20 protein-coding genes and 1 pseudogene are annotated in these 17,282 nt (G+C 67.1%); 5 read left to right on the top strand and 16 right to left on the bottom strand.

Annotated features, from left to right (window positions below; genetic code table 11):
* A pseudogene (locus ABIB26_RS21455) lies at positions 1–967 on the top strand (hypothetical protein); the annotation flags it as partial.
* 598 nt (positions 968–1,565) lie between these two features.
* Here the strand turns inward: ABIB26_RS21455 and ABIB26_RS21450 are convergent.
* The 13 genes from ABIB26_RS21450 to ABIB26_RS21390 form a co-directional block, all read right to left on the bottom strand.
* Entirely contained in the window at positions 1,566–2,249 is a 684-nt protein-coding gene (locus tag ABIB26_RS21450) for a C40 family peptidase (protein WP_354247950.1), read from the bottom strand.
* A 2-nt stretch (positions 2,250–2,251) separates the two neighbouring features.
* Complete coding sequence (locus ABIB26_RS21445) at positions 2,252–2,686, bottom strand: flagellar FliJ family protein (RefSeq protein ID WP_354247938.1); 435 nt, start codon at positions 2,684–2,686, stop codon at positions 2,252–2,254.
* On the bottom strand, positions 2,683–4,011 hold the full coding sequence (locus ABIB26_RS21440; RefSeq protein WP_354247935.1) for a FliI/YscN family ATPase: 1,329 nt from the start codon (positions 4,009–4,011) through the stop codon (positions 2,683–2,685). Before ABIB26_RS21440 ends, ABIB26_RS21445 begins: the two co-directional genes overlap by 4 nt.
* Complete coding sequence (locus ABIB26_RS21435) at positions 4,008–4,703, bottom strand: FliH/SctL family protein (RefSeq protein WP_354247932.1); 696 nt, start codon at positions 4,701–4,703, stop codon at positions 4,008–4,010. Before ABIB26_RS21435 ends, ABIB26_RS21440 begins: the two co-directional genes overlap by 4 nt.
* Positions 4,693–5,709 (bottom strand): flagellar motor switch protein FliG, encoded by a 1,017-nt coding sequence (gene fliG, locus ABIB26_RS21430; protein WP_354247929.1) that lies wholly within the window; start codon positions 5,707–5,709, stop codon positions 4,693–4,695. Before fliG ends, ABIB26_RS21435 begins: the two co-directional genes overlap by 11 nt.
* Positions 5,706–7,316: a flagellar basal-body MS-ring/collar protein FliF gene (gene fliF / locus ABIB26_RS21425; protein ID WP_354247926.1), complete on the bottom strand. Its 1,611-nt coding sequence runs from the start codon at positions 7,314–7,316 to the stop codon at positions 5,706–5,708. The genes fliG and fliF overlap by 4 nt, the downstream gene beginning before the upstream one ends.
* The gene (gene fliE, locus ABIB26_RS21420) at positions 7,316–7,621 is read right to left on the bottom strand and encodes a flagellar hook-basal body complex protein FliE (RefSeq protein ID WP_354247923.1); all 306 of its coding nucleotides are present in this window, start codon (positions 7,619–7,621) and stop codon (positions 7,316–7,318) included. Before fliE ends, fliF begins: the two co-directional genes overlap by 1 nt.
* Complete coding sequence (locus tag ABIB26_RS21415) at positions 7,621–8,013, bottom strand: flagellar basal body rod protein FlgC (protein ID WP_354247920.1); 393 nt, start codon at positions 8,011–8,013, stop codon at positions 7,621–7,623. The genes fliE and ABIB26_RS21415 overlap by 1 nt, the downstream gene beginning before the upstream one ends.
* On the bottom strand, positions 8,013–8,354 hold the full coding sequence (flgB, locus tag ABIB26_RS21410; RefSeq protein WP_354247918.1) for a flagellar basal body rod protein FlgB: 342 nt from the start codon (positions 8,352–8,354) through the stop codon (positions 8,013–8,015). Before flgB ends, ABIB26_RS21415 begins: the two co-directional genes overlap by 1 nt.
* A gap of 181 nt (positions 8,355–8,535) precedes the next feature.
* On the bottom strand, positions 8,536–8,943 hold the full coding sequence (locus tag ABIB26_RS21405) for a hypothetical protein (RefSeq protein WP_354247915.1): 408 nt from the start codon (positions 8,941–8,943) through the stop codon (positions 8,536–8,538).
* A gap of 10 nt (positions 8,944–8,953) precedes the next feature.
* A complete protein-coding gene (locus ABIB26_RS21400; protein ID WP_354247912.1) occupies positions 8,954–9,478 on the bottom strand; it encodes a flagellar export chaperone FliS in 525 nt (174 codons plus the stop codon).
* Positions 9,475–10,806, bottom strand: coding sequence for a flagellar filament capping protein FliD (fliD, locus tag ABIB26_RS21395; protein WP_354247910.1), 1,332 nt, complete (start codon positions 10,804–10,806; stop codon positions 9,475–9,477). Before fliD ends, ABIB26_RS21400 begins: the two co-directional genes overlap by 4 nt.
* Positions 10,807–10,993: 187 nt before the next feature.
* Positions 10,994–11,848 (bottom strand): flagellin N-terminal helical domain-containing protein, encoded by an 855-nt coding sequence (locus ABIB26_RS21390; RefSeq protein WP_354247907.1) that lies wholly within the window; start codon positions 11,846–11,848, stop codon positions 10,994–10,996.
* A gap of 201 nt (positions 11,849–12,049) precedes the next feature.
* On the opposite strand from ABIB26_RS21390, the gene ABIB26_RS21385 reads away from it, so the two are divergent.
* Genes ABIB26_RS21385 through fliW form a run of 4 tightly spaced genes read left to right on the top strand, consistent with a single transcriptional unit; the run spans position 12,050 to position 15,327 of the window.
* Positions 12,050–12,610, top strand: a complete 561-nt coding sequence (locus ABIB26_RS21385; RefSeq protein WP_354247904.1) for a flagellar protein FlgN — start codon at positions 12,050–12,052, stop codon at positions 12,608–12,610.
* An 8-nt stretch (positions 12,611–12,618) separates the two neighbouring features.
* On the top strand, positions 12,619–14,046 hold the full coding sequence (gene flgK, locus ABIB26_RS21380; protein WP_354247901.1) for a flagellar hook-associated protein FlgK: 1,428 nt from the start codon (positions 12,619–12,621) through the stop codon (positions 14,044–14,046).
* Between the two features lie 4 nt (positions 14,047–14,050).
* On the top strand, positions 14,051–14,941 hold the full coding sequence (gene flgL / locus ABIB26_RS21375; RefSeq protein ID WP_354247899.1) for a flagellar hook-associated protein FlgL: 891 nt from the start codon (positions 14,051–14,053) through the stop codon (positions 14,939–14,941).
* Positions 14,938–15,327, top strand: a complete 390-nt coding sequence (gene fliW / locus ABIB26_RS21370; protein ID WP_354247896.1) for a flagellar assembly protein FliW — start codon at positions 14,938–14,940, stop codon at positions 15,325–15,327. Before flgL ends, fliW begins: the two co-directional genes overlap by 4 nt.
* Positions 15,328–15,369: 42 nt before the next feature.
* Here fliW and ABIB26_RS21365 read toward each other — a convergent pair whose 3' ends face one another.
* From ABIB26_RS21365 to ABIB26_RS21355, 3 genes are all read right to left on the bottom strand, one after another.
* Positions 15,370–15,915, bottom strand: a complete 546-nt coding sequence (locus tag ABIB26_RS21365; protein WP_354247893.1) for an AMIN-like domain-containing (lipo)protein — start codon at positions 15,913–15,915, stop codon at positions 15,370–15,372.
* Positions 15,916–16,166: 251 nt separating this feature from the next.
* On the bottom strand, positions 16,167–16,469 hold the full coding sequence (locus tag ABIB26_RS21360; protein WP_354247890.1) for a DUF4193 domain-containing protein: 303 nt from the start codon (positions 16,467–16,469) through the stop codon (positions 16,167–16,169).
* Between the two features lie 148 nt (positions 16,470–16,617).
* Positions 16,618–17,106 carry a GyrI-like domain-containing protein gene (locus ABIB26_RS21355; protein WP_354247887.1) on the bottom strand — a complete coding sequence of 163 codons (489 nt, stop codon included), beginning with the start codon at positions 17,104–17,106 and terminating at the stop codon, positions 16,618–16,620.
* Between the last annotated feature and the right edge of the window lie 176 nt (positions 17,107–17,282).

Raw genomic sequence — 17,282 nt, 5'->3', positions numbered from 1 at the left:
GACGGTCGAGGCCGGCGTGGCGGTCAGCGAAGTTGCGGGAAGCGCGGTCGCCTGCGCCCCTGGCGTCGGAGCAACCGTGGTGGGAAGGACGGTCGAGGCCGGCGTGGCGGTCAGCGAAGTTGCGGGAAGCGCGGTCGCCTGCGCCCCTGGCGTCGGAGCAACCGTGGTGGGAAGGACGGTCGTGGCCGGCGTGGTCGTCGCAGCTGGGGGAAGTGCGGTCGCCGCCGCACCGGGCGTAGGAGCGACCGTAGTGGGAAGGACGGCCGTGGCCGGCGTGGTCGCGGCTGTTGCGGGAATTGCCGTCGCCCGCGCCCCAGGCGTCAGCGTAGTGGGAAGGACGGTCGTGGCCGGCGTGGTCGTCGCAGCTGGGGGAAGTGCAGTCGCCGCCGCACCGGGCCTCGGAGCGACCGTAGCGGGAAGGACGGTGGTGGCCGGCGTGGTCGCCAGCGAAGTGGCGGGAAGCATGGTCGCCCGCGCCCCTGGCGTCGGTGTAGCGGGAAGGACGGTCGTGGCCGGCGTGGCGGTCGGTGAAGTTGCGGGAAGTGCCGTCGCTCGCGCCCCAGGCGTCAGCGTAGTGGGAAGGACGGTGGTGGCCGGCGTCGGCGGCGGCGTCGATGTTGCGGGTAAGACGGTCGTGGCCGGCGTGGTCGCCAGCGAAGTGGCGGGAAGGAAGGTCGCGGCAGGCGTCGGCGTCGGCGTCGGCGTCGTCGTCGGCGCAGTTGCGGGAAGTACGGTCCCGGCCGCCACCGCCGTCGGCTGCACCGCCATTGCCTGCGCACTATTGACGGGCGGCCCCTCTGCAGGCTGCGCGGTGGAAGTTTGCGACACCGGAGACGTTGCGGGCAGGGGCTGCATGGCACCGGCGAGCACGCCGCCGGCCTGGATCAGCCGGGAATCCGGCAGGCCGGGTTCGCCCGGCACGAAAGTTGCCAGTCCGCGGGTTGCCGCGAGGGGAGCCTCGGCGTAGGCCGGCTGCGCGGCGGGGACGTTGGGTGTCCCGGCCACCTGGTTTCCGAGGGCCACCTGGTTTCCGACCGCGGCCGGCAGCCCACGGTGTGCGGCGCTGGCTGCAAGGGGTGACCGCGAGGAACCCGAGCCGAGGATCGGAGCCATAGTTCCAACTGACGATGCAGCGGCAGGAACAGCAAACGATCCCATCGCCGACGCAGCACCTGAAGGGTCCACCGCAGCCGGAACGAACTGGGCCGGATCGACCGCAGCCCGATCGAACTGAGCCGGCGCGAACTGAGCAGGAACAACCGCAGCCGGGCGTGCGGCGGCGTCGGTGGCGGATTCGCCGTCGACAGGTGCGTCAGCAGGCGCCTCGGCGGGAACTCCTTCAGTCTCCTGCGCTCCAGGCGTACCGGTCTCCGGAGCCTGGCCGGACGCTGAATTGAGGACGTCACTGAGAACGGTGGCGAAGGTGCCCGAGTCGGTGAAGCCGGCGGTCTCCTGTTGCGCGCCGCGGCCACGCGCCGTCCCTGCGGCGGGCGTCCCTGCGGCCGCCGCTGCAAGAATTGGCGCTGCAAGAATTGCCGGAGCAAGGTCCGTCGATGCCATCCCGTTCATGCTCCTGCCCCTGCCGGAACGATCCGCCGGATGGACGTCAGGTTCGAGTGCTGCTCCCAGGCGTCCCGGATCTGGATGGTCTTGCCCGGAACGGGGGCGTCAATCGCCTTGCCGTTGCCGAGGTAGATGGAGATGTGGTCTCCCCCGAAGCTGACCAGCAGGTCACCGGGCTTGGCCTCGGCCAGGGACGCCACCGGGGTGCCCTGCCGCATCTGGTCGCTCACGACGCGTGGAATCTCGATGCCCAGGTCCTTGAAGACGCGCTGGGTGAAGCCGGAGCAGTCCATGCCGGTGGCCGGGTTGGTCCCGCCCCAGACGTAAGGCACGCCGATGTACTTCTTCGCCATCGCGACGACGTCGGTGCCGGTCGCAGCGCCGGCGGCGGGAACGGACCCGGCCACTGCGCCCGGCGCGGTCAGGCCCTTGAGGGCGCCCACCGCCGTCGTGCTTCCCAGCCCGAGGCCGTTGGCGAGGGAGGAAATGTCAGCGCCGGTAGTGCCGCCCAGTGCCGCGGTGAGCGCCTGGGTAAAGGAAGCGGCATCGCCGCTGCCCGTCGCGGTGGCAAGCGAAGACGCGGCGGCGGACTTCACCGCGGCGGCGTTAGCCTCGGCCGCCGGGGGGCGGGTCAGTTCCGCAATCATGGACTGGATGCCCTGCATCCGGCCGATCGCCTCGGTCATGCTCACTGCGTCACCTGCTGCGCATCGCGGTGCCACACGGTGGATGCGATTTCGTCCAGCGTGGATTGTTCGGCCCGGAGGTCCTCGGTGGTGACCTCCGCGTGGTGGCGGGCCTGCAGCTTCTCCAGGCCGACCGAGCGGGTGCGTGCGGCGATGAACTCGCTGCGGGCGTCGGCTTCCTGGGTCTCCGCAAGCCGGCCCAGGGCCTGCAGGTCCGCGAGCATGCTCTGGGACGAGGACCGTGCCGCCGCAATGGCCCGCAGCGAGGCGGAACTGGAGATCGGCTCGTCGTTGGCGGCCAACTCGCGGCGCGCGGCGGCTTCCCGGACCCGGACGGAGCTTGAGCGCGAGCGGGCGCGCGCCAGCCCGGTGGCGGCCTGGTCCTGCTGAATCTGGCGGAGGCGCAGGAGCCCTGCCAGTGAGAATTGGCGGCTCATGCTGCGGCTCCCAGGATTGAAGTGAGGTTCTCGAGCCGCTGCCAGGACTCGGGGTGGGCCGTGGATTCCTCCATCGGCTGCTGCAGGAATCCGCTCACGTCCTGCTCGTGGTTGAGCGCCGCGTCCACCAGGGGGTTGGTGCCCGTCTGATAGGCGCCGACGTCGATCAGGTCCTGTGCCGCCTTGCGCGCGGCAAGGACCCGGCGCAGGGTTGCTGCGGCCTCGAGGTGGGGCCGTGAGTTGACCTTGGTGGCCACCCGGGAGACGGACCCGAGGACGTCCACCGAGGGGAAGTGCCCGGTGACGGCGAGTTTCCGGTCCAGTACCACGTGCCCGTCAAGGATGGACCGGGCCGCGTCGGCGATCGGCTCGTTGTGGTCGTCGCCGTCGACGAGGACGGTGTAGATGCCGGTGACGGAGCCGGTTTCGGCAGTCCCGGCCCGTTCCAGCAGCCGGGCCAGGATCGAGAAGGTCGACGGCGGGTAGCCGCGGGTGGCGGGCGGCTCGCCGGCGGACAAGCCGATTTCGCGCTGGGCCATGGCCACCCGGGTGAGGGAGTCCATCATCAGGACCACGTCCTGGCCCTTGTCGCGGAAGGACTCGGCGATCCGGGTGGCGGTGAAGGCCGCGCGCATCCGCATCAGTGCGGGTTCGTCCGAGGTGGCGACGACCACGACGGAGCGCGCCAGGCCTTCGGGTCCCAGGTCATCCTCGAGGAATTCCCGGACTTCACGGCCGCGCTCCCCCACCAGGGCAATCACCGAGACTTCGGCGTCCGTGCCGCGGGCAATCATCGAGAGCAGGGAGGATTTCCCGACGCCGGAACCGGCGAAGAGGCCCATCCGCTGGCCCTTGCCGAGCGTGGTCATCGTGTCCAGCACACGGACGCCGGTCTGCAGCGCAGTATCGATCCGGGCACGCTTCATGGCGTTCGGGGCTTCGTTGTCGATCGGCACGCGGGGGCCGCTGTTGAGCGGACCTTTGCCGTCGATGGGCCGGCCCAGTCCGTCAATGACCCGGCCGAACAGTCCCGGACCGGTTGGAACCAGCACGGTGCCGCCCTTGGCCCGGACGGGGTCGCCCGCCGCGACACCGGCGAGCCGGCCCAGCGGCATGCAGCGCACGGAGCTGTCCAGGGCGGCGACCACTTCGGCGTCCAGTCCCGGGTTGGAGCCCACGGTCACCAGATCGCCCAGGGCGCAGTCGAGTCCGGACACTTCAAGTCCCAGGCCCATCACCGAGGTGACGACGCCGACCCGCTGGGGGGCGGCAGCCTTGAGGGCCGCGGCGTAGTCGGCACCCTTGGGGCGCCACTCGGCGATCATCGCTGGTCCGCCGGAAATCCGGCGGGAACTCCGTCGCCCAGCAGCGCTGTGCGGGCACGGGTCAGGGCGCTGCCCAGGCTGGCGTCGAGCCAGCCCTGCTGGTATTCCACCTTGGCGTCGCCCCGGCTGAGGGACTGGTCCGCGAGCAGTGGCAGTCCGGCGGGCAGGTCCTGTCCTTCCTTGGCGAGGACGTCGATGTCAGCCGGGTTGAGCCGGATCGCCAGCACGTTGGCGGCGTCGTTCCCGGACAGGGCCCGGTCCAGGGCGGCGCGCGCCGTCCGGGTGCCTTCGGCGAGTTCGTAGCCCAGAATGGCCTCCGCGAGTTCCAGCGCGGTGCGGGCCAGTACTTCCTCGGCATCCTGCAGGGCCTGTACATTGCGGTGCGCGAAGTCAGTCCGTGCCACCGCAAGGGCGCGCACGGCACGGTCGAGGTCCTGCTGGCCGGCGGCGAGGGAGGCGGCCTGCTCGGCGGCCATCCGGTCCCGCCATCGGCGCTGTTCCTTCGCGGCGGCCCGGACGCCGGCTGCGTAGCCGGCGGCATGGCCCTCCGTGTAGCCGGCCTGTTCGCTGGCCGGCCCGCTCGCGCGGAGCGAGGGAAACACAATCCGCTCAGGGGCGGTGACAGTAGGCGCGGCGCCGGTAGGGGCGGTGACAGTAGGGGCGGTGCCTGCAGGGGGCGCGTCAGTAAACATAGTCTTCCTCGTCCCCGCGCTGGATCGAGATCGAGCCTTCGGCATCGAGCTCGCGCATGGACCGGACCACGGCCGCGCGGGCTTCCTCGATCTGGGAAGCGCGCAGCGGGCCCAGGGCGGCGATCTCGGACTCGAGGATTTCCAGGTTGCGGCCGGAGACGTTGGTGGTGATGGTCTCCAGGACGGGCTCCGAGGCGCCCTTCATGGCCACGGCCAGCACGGACGCGTCCAGTCCGCGCAGCACCAGCTGGACGTCCTTGCGCTCCAGCTTCACGATGTCGTCGAAGGTCACCATCTGGGCGCGGATTTCCACCGCGAGTTCCGGGTCCAGCAGGTCCAGGCCGTCCAGCACGGAGCGTTCCGTACCGGCGTCGGTCCGATTGATGATCTCCAGCAGCGGCTGGATGCCGCCCACCACCTTGGAGGCCTGCTGCGAGACGGCGGCGCCACCGCGCAGCTTGAGCGTGTCCGCTACGATGCCGATTGCTTCCGGCGCGCCGGAACCCATCGTCGCGATGCTCAGGGCGACGTCGGCCCGCAGCGAGCCCGGCAGTCCGGACATCACGGCGGAGGCCTTGCGGGGGCTGAGGTGGGCCAGGACCAGGGCAATGGTCTGCGGCAGTTCGCCGTCGATCAGTGACAGGACCTGGACGGGTTCAATGTCTTCGAGGAACTCAAAGGACTTTCCGGCCATGTTGACCGTCAGGCGGTTGATCAGGCCGGCAGCTTTTTCGGAACCGAAGGAGGCTTCGAGGAGGCCTTCGGCGAGTTCGCGGCCGCCCCGGGCCTGCCGGGGGCTGGACAGCGCGGCGTGGTGGAAGTCCTTCATGATCTGCTCGGCCACGTCCGGGTCCACCTTCCGGAGCCGGACGATCTCGGCGGCAATTTCTTCCGCCTCGGAATCCGTGAACTGGGCCATCACCTTGGCGGCGTTGGCGGAGCTCATCTGCATGAGGACGACGGCGACACGCTGGGTGCCGGTGAGGGTGACTTCGGCTAGTTTCATACCGGCTGCCTGTCATCCATGAGGCCGCGCAGGTAGTCGGCGGCCTTCTCCGGGTTGGCGGCCACCATGCTGTCGATCTCGAAGCGACGCTGCTCGGCCTCCAGCTGTTCGGGCGGCGGGCCGGGAAGCGGGGGCAGCGCGGTCAGGGGGATGGCCGACGTCGCGGGCGCGAGCGGCAGTGCGGAAACAGCCGGCATGACCGGCAGGAGATCCAGGTCCAGGCGTTCGCCCAGGTCCACCGGTTCGCGCTTCTGCCGGCGGCGCAGCACAATCATGATGACCAGCGCCAGGATCAGCAGCCCCAGCAGGATGCTTCCCGCGGTGACCAGGGTCCCGAAGAACTCGGCCTGCTTCTGGGCTTCCGCCTCGGCCTTGGCGGCTTCAAGGGAGGCTGCGGCCTGGTCCGCGGCGGCGGTGCTGAAGGGCACAACCTCGACGGTGACGACGTCGCCGCGTGCGGTGTTGATGCCGGCGGCGGCAGTGACCAGCGACGTCAACGAGGCCACGTTCAGTCCGCCGGCGGCGGACTGGTTGACCGCCACGGAAATCGTCTGCCGCCTGACGGCGCCCGGCGGGATCACGCGGTCCTCGGTGACCTTGTTGACGGCATTGTTCTTGGTGGCCGTCGCGGAGTCGAAGTTGCCGTTTCCGCTGGTGCCGCCGGGAACGGCGATGTTGTCCGGGCCGAGGACTCCTGCGGCGCCTCCCCCGGTCCCGGTGTATTTCTCGGTCTTGGAGGACTCGCTGAGCGGCAGCGCGCCCTCGGCGTTGGAGAACGTTTCGCTTTTCTGCTGGGCGGATTCGCCGGTGACGTCCGCGGCCACGGCCACGGTGGAGTTGCCGGGACCCACCACGCGGTCCAGAACCGTCTTGACGGCGTCGGACGTGCGCTGCTGGAAGTCGCTGGCCTGCTTCGAGGAGGAGCCCGCGGCCCCGCCGCCGACGGTGGACAGCACATTGCCCTGCGAGTCAACAACGGACACGTTGGCGGGCTTCAGGTTTTCGATGGCGGCCGAGGTCAGGTGCACAATCGCCTGGACTTTGTCGCCGGAGAGCGTGGAGCCGGGCGCGGTCTCCACGAATACGGAGGCGGTGGTGTCCGGCGTCTGGGACACGAAAACGGTCCTTTCCGGGATGGCCAGGCGGACAGCGGCGGTCTTCACGCCGTCCATGGCCGAGATGGTGCTGGCCAGCTCGCCTTCGAGGGCCCGCTTGTAGGTGACGGACTGCTGGAATTCGGAGGACGTGACGCCCATCTTGTCCAGCAGCGAGTAGCCGGTGGCCGCTGCGGTGGGGAGCCCGGCGGCGGCGGCCTTGAGCCGTTCGTCGTACACCTTTTCCTGCGGCACCAGGATGGTGGAGCCGCCGTCGCTGAGCTCGTAGGGCACGTTGTCCTTGCGCAGCTGCTCCACGATGCCGTTGGCGTCCGTGTCCTTGAGGCCGGAGAACAACGGCGTCAGGGCAGGCTTGGTCAGCCAGGCGGAGAGGGCGATGATGCCGACCACCAGCATGGCGGAACCGATCACGGCGAGGGTCCGCTGGCCGGTGGAGAAACCTTTGAGGCCCGCGCTGAAGCGCTGGAAAAAGCCCGTAATCTGCGGCGGCATCAGGCCTGCATCCTCATGATCTCGTTGAACGCGTCAACACCCTTGTTGCGCACGGTTGCCACGAGCTCCAGGGTGATCTGCGCGCGGCTGGCGGCGAGGGTGGCGTTGTGGATGTCGCTCAGGTCGCCGGTGACCGCCGAGACGGCGAGCTCCTTCGACGTCGATTGCAGCTGCTGGAGGTTGTCCACAGCACCCGTGAGGGTGCTCGCGAAGCCGGAGCCGTCAGTTCCGGTGGCGGCTCCCGCGCCGGAGACAAAATTCGAGGGAAGTACTCCCTGGACCGGGGCGATTGGGGAAACAGGCATCAGGATCTTCCAATCTCAAGGGCGGCCATGTAGGTCTCGCGGGCGCGGTCGACCACCTGCGCGTTTGCCTGGTAGCCGCGCTGGGCGATGATGAGCGCGCCCATCTGTTCGGCCATGTCGATCTCCGGGTATTTCACGTTGCCGTCCGCGTCGGCCAGCGGGTGGTCCGGCTGGTAGACGATCCGGCCCTCGGCGTTGCCGAGCTGGGTGCTCTTGACGTAGACGCCGGTGCCCTCGGAGCCCTCGGCGGCCTCCACATAGCGGGCCTGGAACGCGTTGCCGCTGGTGGGCGAGGCGTTGTTCATGTTGGCAAGGTTGTCCGAGACGGCGTCGAGCCACTTGCGGTGCACGGTCAAGGCCGAGCCGGCGATCCCGATTGCGTCGAAGGTCATCAGTTGGTCCTCATGGCGGCGCGCACGGCGTTGAATTCCCCGCCGGCGGCGCGGGCGGCGAACTGGAAGCGCAGCACGGTGTCGATGTTGGACAGGGTCTCGGTGTCCAGGTTGACGTTGTTGCCGTTCAGCTGGGTGGGCTCGAGGGACGCCGCGGTGGTGGCCTGGGCGCGGCCGTCGCCGGACTTCACGGAGGCTGCGAGGGCTGCCTCGAAGCTGACGCGCTTCGCCTGGTAATTCGGCGTGTTGACGTTCGCGATGTTGTTCGCGATGGTGCGCTGGCGCAGCGCAAGGCCGTCCATGGCGCTGGCCAAGGCGGCGGAAGTCACGGATTCGAGCACAGAGTCCTGCCTGGGGATGGAGAGGAGAGGCCGATCCGTGGCCGGTAAGCGAGCGATCCGTGCTCTATCAGTGGTTATCGGCACTGGTCAGCCGCGCGTTAGGAGAAAATATGAAAGGTTTTCACAGGTTCTTCCGCCGCGGGTTTTGGGGGGTTCTTGGCCGTGTTCTTCGCAGGACCGGTCAGCCGTTTACGTCGAGGTAGACGGCGCCGGAGGACTCGCCGACGCCGGGCACGGAGGATACCGCCTGGAGCTGGCGGGCCACGTCCATTCGGGCTTCTTCAAGCCTGCTCGCGATCCGCTCCTGGGAGGCCGACAGCGCGACGGCGCGGCGCCTGGCTTCCGCCGGCACCGGGCCGGTGAGGGCGGGTGGAGACCAGCGCTCCGCCGCCAAGGGCGCTACTGCGCTCTGAGGCGCGGCGGAGAGCGGGCCAAGGGGGTCATTCAGTGTGCGTTCGGCTGCATGGACGGCCATCTCCAGCACGTCCAGGATGGCCGTCCACGCAGCCAGGGCTGTGTCCGTGGGGGCGTGTGCTGCGAGGGATAGTTCGGCGTGGTTGAACCCGGCTTCCGCTAAGCGGGTTTCCACGTCCGCTTGGTCACCCAAAGCCGAGGCTCCCGCCACCTGTCCCGGGCTGGGTGTTCCAGGCCCCGGCCGCCGGGAACCCGTTGGGGACGGGAAAGGCAATGCTTGCACCGTAGGCTCCGGAAGGGGCGGACGGCGCAGGAACCGCGGCGGCGGCCTCGTGCCAGGCCTGGCGCAGGGGTTCCAGGAGTTCGATGGCTTCGCGGGTCAGGGCCGGATCGCGCTGGATGTTGGCGTTGACCAGGGCCGTGAAGGCGTAGTTGTAGAGGCCCAGAAGTCCGTCGGCGCCGTCCCAGGCGTCCGTCTTGAGCGAGGAGATGAGTTCGGCGATGATGGCCTGGCCATGGAGGAGGTTCTCCGAAGCGACGGGCCAATTAGCCGACTGCTGAGCGGCTTCCGCGCGGCCCAGGTCCAGCAGGAGCCGGTCGTAGAGCATGGTGAGCAGGCGTGCCGGCGGAGCCGAGAGGACGGAGTCGGCGAGGTACTGGTTCCGCTGGGCGGCACTGCCGAGGCCGCTGCCGTAAGACGTGGTGGTCATGCTGAGTTACTTCCTGAAGAAAGGCCGCCGAGCTGGGCGGTAAGCCAGGACTGCTGCGCCTTCATGTTGCTGAGGGCCACTTCCAGTCCGGAGTAGGTGCGCGCCAGCGTGGCCTTGCGGGATTCGAGCCGGGTGTCCCAGTCGCTGATGCGATTGGCGAGGTCACGGACTTCGGATTGCTGGCCGGTGATCTTCTGGGTCAGGGTCCCGTCATATTTGTCCGAAGCGGTGGTAGCGGCTGCGGCAATGCGCGTGGCGATCTCCTGGACCTTGGCTGCGGTACCAGCCGGGTCCGCAGCCAGGGCGGCGGAGAACTTCTTCTCGTCAAACTCCATGCTGCCGGTCTTGGTGATGCTGATCCCGATTTCCGACGGCGACCGCGGCGGCGTGCCCACCGGCAGCGACGCGGCGGACAGGATGCTCTGATTGACGGAGCGGACCGCGCTGTCACTGGTGAAGATGCCGGCAGTGGTGGATGTCCCGCTCGTGTTGGTGGTGCTTGTGACGGCGGTCTTGCTGGCCACGAAGGAGAAGATGCCATTGACTCCCGAGACGAGGTCGGAGGCGAGCTTGGTGATGCCGGCGGCGTCACGGGCCACGGTGAGCGTGACGGGAGCGGCCGTCACTTCTTTGGCTGTGACGGACACGCCGGGGAGCAGGTCAGCAAAGGTGTTCGTCGAGGATTTCACGGTCTGGGCTGCGGCGGTGCCTGGCCAGAGGGCGATTTCGGCGTCTTGCGCGGCTTTGACGTCGGTGAAAGTAGCTGCCGGGTCTTTGACCGTGAAGGCCCCGGCTTCGCCGGACTTCGTTGCGGTGAACTGGAGCCGGAAGTCCCCGCCGCCAACAGCCACCTTGCTGGCAGTGACACCGGCTCCGGCTGCATTGACGGCGGTCACGACGTCGTCGAGGTTGCTCGAGAGCGGCTCGATCGTGTAATCAACGCCCCCGCTGTTGATGGTCATGGTGGCATACGGCCATCCGACCACCGCGTTCACTTTGGGCGTCACGGTGACCTGGGTCTGCGCGAGCTTGGTTACCTGGAAGTCGATGGAGCCGGCCCTTGCAGCGGCCGTGGTGGTGACGGCGACGTTGTCGCTGCTCGTTGTCCCGGCAAAGAGGTCCAAGGCGCCGGGCTTGGCCGCGGCGGTGGCCTGGGTGGCAAGGGCCGCGACCTTGCCGTTAAGGCCCTGTAGTGCGGACACCATGGACTGAATGCCAGCGGATTTGTTCTTGAGGAGAGTCTGCGGGATGGCCTCAACCTGCATCACGGAGCTGATGAGCGCGGTGGTATCGAGCCCGCTGGCTAGTCCGTCGAGTGAGATTCCCATCGCTGCCTCTCATTGCTGCAAATGATCACTGGTGCTTGGTGGTCGGAAATTCAGATGTTGCACGTAAGGGCCGGACGCTGCATTTCTGCAATCGTCCGGCCCTTCCGCAGTGCGTTGATCGGGGGTGTCGCTTCGTCCGATCAGGGTGGCAGACTCATTTCTGGACTACGGGACTGCCGGAACCTGTTTAGCGCAGGAGCGAAAGAACACCCTGGCTGGACTGGTTTGCCTGGGCCAGCATGGCCGTGCCGGCCTGGGACAGGATGTTGGCCTTGGTGAACTTGACCATTTCCTGAGCCATGTCGACGTCGGCGATGCGTGACTGAGCGGCCTGCAGGTTCTCACCGGACACGTTCAGGGTCTTGATCGTGTGCTCAAGACGGTTCTGGGCTGCACCCAGATCCGAGCGGGAGCTGGACACATCCTTGATCTGCGTGTCGGCAACGGCGATCGATGCTGCGGCCGTCGTGGCGTTGGTGTAGAGGTTGGCCTTGATTGCTGCACCGATCGTGGCCAGGTCCATGCCGGCACTGGATGTGCTGACCGTGATCTGGTCATCAGCAGCGACAGAGCCTGCGCCGACCTGGAACGTCATGTCCCCGCCACCGCTACCGGAAGTTGCGCCGGAGAGCAGCTTGATGCCGTTGAAGTTAGTCGATGTACCAATACGGAGCAGTTCGTCACCGAGGGCGTCCGATTCGGTCTTGATGGCCGTCCGTGCATCATCGTTGTTGGAGTCGTTACCGGCCTGAACGGCGAGGTCACGAACGCGCTGCAGAATGGAGTGAACCTCGGTCAGTGCGCCTTCAGCGGTCTGGATGACCGAGATGCCGTCCTGGGCGTTACGGGCGGCCTGGGCCGAGCCGGTGACCTGGGACTTCAAGCCTTCCGAGATGGACAGGCCTGCTGCGTCGTCGCCGGCACGGTTGATGCGCAGGCCGGTGGACAGCTTCTCCAGGGACTTGGAGAGATCGTTCTGCGTGGCGTTAAGGCTGCGGTAAGAGTTGTTGGCCGCAAGGTTGTTGTTAATGACGAAGCCCATGATGTTTCCTCCGTGAGTGGGACTGTAAGCGATGGCCCATCCGTGGGCCTTCAGGAGTAGTTATCGCCCTTTCGGAAGCACAGGTAAGCAGAAATCCAAAATTCTTTTCCGAACGGCTTTCCTTGCCACTCCGCAGGTAATCCGCCTTGTTGCCGCTAACGGATCCCCCACCCCTGCCGATAGTTTCTACGAACCCTGCTGATGGCTGCAGCCGACTCCTTTATGTACTGCATGCCCGGCACCAACGCTTTAGTCACCTTTGAGGGAGCCGTCCGGACCATGGCCATCCACGAACTTTCAGCCCTGCTGTGGCGGGAGCGTGAACTCCTGGACGTTCTCACTTTCAAGCTCGAGGAAGAACAGCTCCTGCTGACCTCTGGCAAGTCACGCTGGCTCCCGCACGGGACCAAAGAAGTAGAGCAGGTCCTGGGGCACCTTTCGCAGGCGAGCCTGGCCCGCACCATCGAGGCTGCCGTCGTCGCCGAGGTCTGGGGCCTCCCGACTAACGCGTCCCTGGCGGAATTGGCCGCCGCGGCCCCGGAAGGCGCCTGGTCCGAGGTTCTCACCGCGCACCTGGCCGCGCTGACCCGCCAGACGGCCCTCATCAAGGAACTGCGCGACTCCAACGAGCAGTACCTGCGCACCGCCGTCCGCTCCACCCAGGAGTCGTTGGCCGACCTGCGCCCCGCCGCCGGTACCTACGACGCGCACGGCAAGACCGGGGAATCCGCCGGTTCCCGCATCTTCGACAAGCAATTCTAAGGAAGCGAATGAGCACCTTCGGCGCCCTGAACACCGCCTACCGTGGACTGACGGCAGCCCAGCAGGGCATGAACGTGGCCGGCCAGAACATCGCCAATGCCGCCACCGAGGGCTACACCCGGCAGCGCGTCGAACAGTCCTCGCTGGCCGCGCCGGCCCGTGGACTCTTCAGCGGCGGGCTGTTGCAGCCCGGCCAGGGTGCGTCCGTGGACGCCATCGCACGCCTCGGCAACAGCTTCCTCGACGCCGGCGTCCGCTCCACAGGTGCCCAGGCCGGCTACGCGAGCGTCCGATCCTCGGCGCTGCAGGGTATCGAAGGCATCCTCCAGGAACCGGGCGATAACGGCATTTCCACCGCATTGCAGGGCTTCTGGTCAGCGTGGCAGGGCGCCGCAACACAGCCTGATAAATCCGGCCCCCGGGGACTGCTCCTGACCGCCGCCAACTCGGTGACAGACAAGATCTCTTCCGCCTACCAGGCACTGGATTCCCAGTGGACCAGCGTTCGCGCCCAAGCGTCAGACAACGTAACCGCCGTCAACGCAGCAGCCGCCCAGGTCGCTTCTTACAACACGACGATCCGTTCCACCCTCGCCGCCGGAGGCTCAGCAAACGAGCTGATCGATGCTCGCGCCAAACTTACTGACAAGATCGCCGGCCTAGCTGGCGGCACCGTCCGCGAACAGGCCGATGGCACCGTGGACGTCCTCATCGGCGGCAACGCCCTCGTCACGGGCGGTTCCGTCCGGACGTTGCAGCTGGCTGGCGCAACGAGGCTGGCCGATGCCAACGGCAACGCGCCTCGCGTCGAGTGGACCAAGCCCAGTGGCGTGGCGGCCCTTGATGGCGGCGAAATCGCCGGTGCACTCTCGGTACTGGCCCCGGCAGACAAAGGCGGAGCAACCGCCCAGGCGGCGGCGGCCTACAACGGCTTCGCCACCGAACTGGCCAGGATCGTCAATGACGTCCATCGGGACGGCCAGCTCCCGGACGACGCCTCGGGCAATCCGGGGCTGACGGGTCAGAACTTCTTCACAATCGGCCCAGTCGGAAGCGAAGCTCTCGGCATCAAGGGCCCCCCCGACATTACTGGCATTGCACTCAAGCTCCCGAACAAGGGCGCCCTGGACACCAGCATCGCGGACCTGATCTCGCAGCTCGGTACCGGTGTAGGTTCGCCGGACAAGGTCTGGTCAGGCATCGTGACCGCCATCGGCGTGCAGTCCCGCGGAGCCCAGCAGCACGAGTCGCTCACCAATGCCGCCCAGGCCTCTGCCCTCACCGGTCGCGCCTCACAGGCCTCCGTGAGCCTTGACGAAGAAAACGTCAGCCTGCTCACCAACCAACACGCCTACCAGGCCGCGGCCCGCGTGATGACCGCCGTCGACGAGGCCCTCGATGTCCTGATCAACCGCACCGGATTGGTAGGAAGGTAGACCCATGCTGAACCGGGTAACGAACCTGACCATGAGCGCGAACGCCCAGCGGACGCTGCAGACCCAGCAGTCCAGGCTGGCCGAGCTGCAGGAAAAGGCCACCACACTCAACAAGATCTCCCGCCCCTCGGACGACCCGGCCGCTACGGCCAAGGCGCTCGAAACCCGTTCGCTTCTCGCTGCCAACGCCCAGTACGGCCGGAACATCGACGACGGCAACACCTGGCTCACAGCGGCGGATTCCGCGCTCGAGCAGGCCACCAACGTGATGCACCGGGTCAAGGACCTCACCGTGCTGGCAGGAAACGGCTCGCTGAACCAGTCCGGCCGGGACGCCATCGCCCTTGAGCTGGAGGCCCTGAACAAGGACCTTGTTTCGATCGCTAACACCAAGCACCTTGGCCGGAACATCTTTGCCGGGAACTCGGATAACCCCGAAGCGTTCAGCGGCCCCATACCTCCCGCCTTTAACGGCGCCGGCCTCAGCCCCGTCGAACGTCGCTTCAGTGCGACCCAGTCTGTTCGTGTCGACGCCGACGGCCAGGCGATCTTCGGCAGCGCGACAGGCTCCGTCTTCGACTCCGTCAAGTCGATCTCTGATGCGTTGAGGAGCGGAACGGCCCCCACGTCGTCGCAACTCGGCAACGTGGATACTGGGTTTAATAGCATCGTCAACGGACGTGCTGAGATAGGAACACGGCAGGCGCAGCTGGAACGTGCCGGCAACGTCAATACAGATTTGGAGGCCAACTTGGATGCGCAGAAGATGGGCATAGAAAAGTTAGATCTTGGCAGCGTTATCATGGATCTGAAACTTCAGGAAACCAACTATCAGGTGGCCCTGGCCGCCACGGCACGGGTCCTGCAGCCCACGCTGATGGACTTCCTCCGGTGAGCACAGCCGTGATGGACACCCCCGTCGCCTTCACCGCCCCCATGCCGGGCCTGGAGCACGTGCACGACTTCACGCTTCGAAGCGTCGAGGGCGCGGCGGGTCTCTACGCCCTGGAGTCAAGCTCCACCCCGGTGCGGCTGTTCCTCGCCGACGCGGCCGTGTTTGTGCCGGGCTACGACCCGCCGATTCCGTCCGCGTCGCTGGAGGCCCTCGAACTGGAACAGGGCGCGGCGCCCCAGGTGCTGGTGGTCCTCAACCACTCCCCCGGCTCCACCACGGTCAACCTGATGGCCCCGCTCGTGCTCAACCCGGCCACCCGGAGCTGCACGCAACTCGTGCTGGACGGCCGCGACTACCCGCTCCGGGCGGAGCTCAACGCGCTGTAGCAGGCCCTGCCATACAAAACCCCGGCGTCACTGACGCCGCACTCACCAGAAATGCGCGACGTCGATCACGAGCCGTGAGCCGGCGTCTGGCCCGGCGAGGGTGGACACCCGGAACGGCAGGCGAGCGCGGACCCCGAGCCCAAGCGTCGTGTAGCCCTCAAAACTGCCGGCAAAAGCCACTTGCCGGAACGTCTGGTAGCCCGTGACAGTGGTGAGTTCATTCTTGTCCGCCGGGTTGTAGGTGGAGTTGCCGGCGTCATCGTAGGCCGGAGCGTTGACCGTCAGCTGGAGGAACGCCTGGCCCCTCAGCGGCACCCCGGCGCCCGATCCGCCCTGGGTCACCTGCGGAACGTAGCGGACGGTGTACCCCGCCACCGGGCCGTTGAGATCGATCACCAGCCGGTCGAAGCAGTAGTGCTGACCGGTGCGTACGTTGGTCACCTTGGCCTGGCTCAGCGCCGGATCAGCCTTGGCCAGGGATCCCCACACCAGGCCGCAATAGGGTTCCGCCGAGGCCGGCCCGGATGCCACCAGCACCATGCCGACGGCCAGCAACACGGCTGCGAGCCATACCTGGATCTTCTTCATTTGGACCGCCCCCTGAAGCGATGAGATAGCTTCAGACTAGGAGCATTTCCGGGCCGAATCGAGGGCCGCGGGAGGATCGGCGCCCAACCGTTAAGCTGCGGCGCGGCTGATCACAAGGCGATATCCCCGCCGTCGCCCGGCTTGACAAACACCACGGATGCAACGAAGCGCCGGTCCCCGCTGGGGTGCCGACGCTTTGCTGGGTAATACTTTTTGTGCTTTGAAGTGGGTGCCGCGCGCTCCGAAGTCCCCTAGCCTTCGCAGTCGCGGCAGTACTTCAGGCCGTTCTTTTCCTTGGCCACCTGGGACCGGTGGCGGACCAGGAAGCAGGAGGAGCAGGTGAATTCATCGGACTGCTCCGGAACAACAATGACGGTCAGCTCTTCGCCGGAGAGATCGGCACCGGGAAGGTCGATGCCTTCAGCCGTGTCGTTCTCGTCGACGTCAATAATAGCGGTCTGGGCGCCACCGCCGCGGGACGCCTGAAGGGCCTCCACCGATTCGGCGGGAGACTCTTCTTCTGTCTTGCGTGGGGCATCATAATCGGTAGCCATGTCGGGGTTCACTTTCGTTGCTGCGCAGCGCCATTTCAGGCCCTCAGTGAAGCAGTTTAGGACATTATGCACGGAGTTGGAGCATAGTGTGTTCAAACAGACACTTTGCGTCGCCCAGCCCCTTGCGCGCCGGCGTCTGAGCCGCCTCTCAGGCCACCGGCCAGACGACAAGGGTCTTCCATTTTGAGGGATCCGGCTCGGTCGCCGGATCGCTGAGATAGTACTCCCACATCTTCTCCGCGGGTGTCACCGCCTCGGCTTCCATCCGCGCCATGAGCGCGTGGTACGTGTCCTCCAGGGTCTCGTACGATCCGATGTGCATCGCCTCGAACGCCTGGCCGGCGGGGAGCGCCCCGGCCGTCACACCACCTTCGGCGGTGCCCGGGAAGGGCGCGGCCAGCGGAAAACCCGCCTCGACGTCGACGACGTCGGTGGGCATCCCCCGGTAGAGCGCAAACGGCGGTCCGGCCAGCTGGACGTGCTGCTGTTGCACGGCGCCCATCACAGCGGCATAGGCCCTGCTGAAGAATTCGCGCAGGGCAGTCATCGGGACGGTTTCGCGCACGACGGCGGTCGGTTGTTCGTGGAGTTGGGTGGACTTGATGTCCGGCGTCTTTTCCGGATTCGTTTCAGTCATACGCCCAGACTCCGCCCGCCGTTTTGTGGGGTCAAGGGCCTAATGTCCCGGCGGGCCTAACGTCCCCGCGGGGCGACCTGCCCCACGCCACCGCCGGGAACGCGGACAGCCACCTTCGTAACAAAATGAACTTTATTCATTTAACCCTTGCCTTCCGGTGCCGTCCGCGTCCATAC

Origin of the sequence: Arthrobacter sp. UYEF20, from assembly GCF_040546335.1 — a bacterium.
In the GTDB taxonomy this organism is placed as follows: Bacteria; Actinomycetota; Actinomycetes; order Actinomycetales; family Micrococcaceae; genus Arthrobacter.
This window is presented reverse-complemented; position numbering and strand designations above follow the sequence as displayed.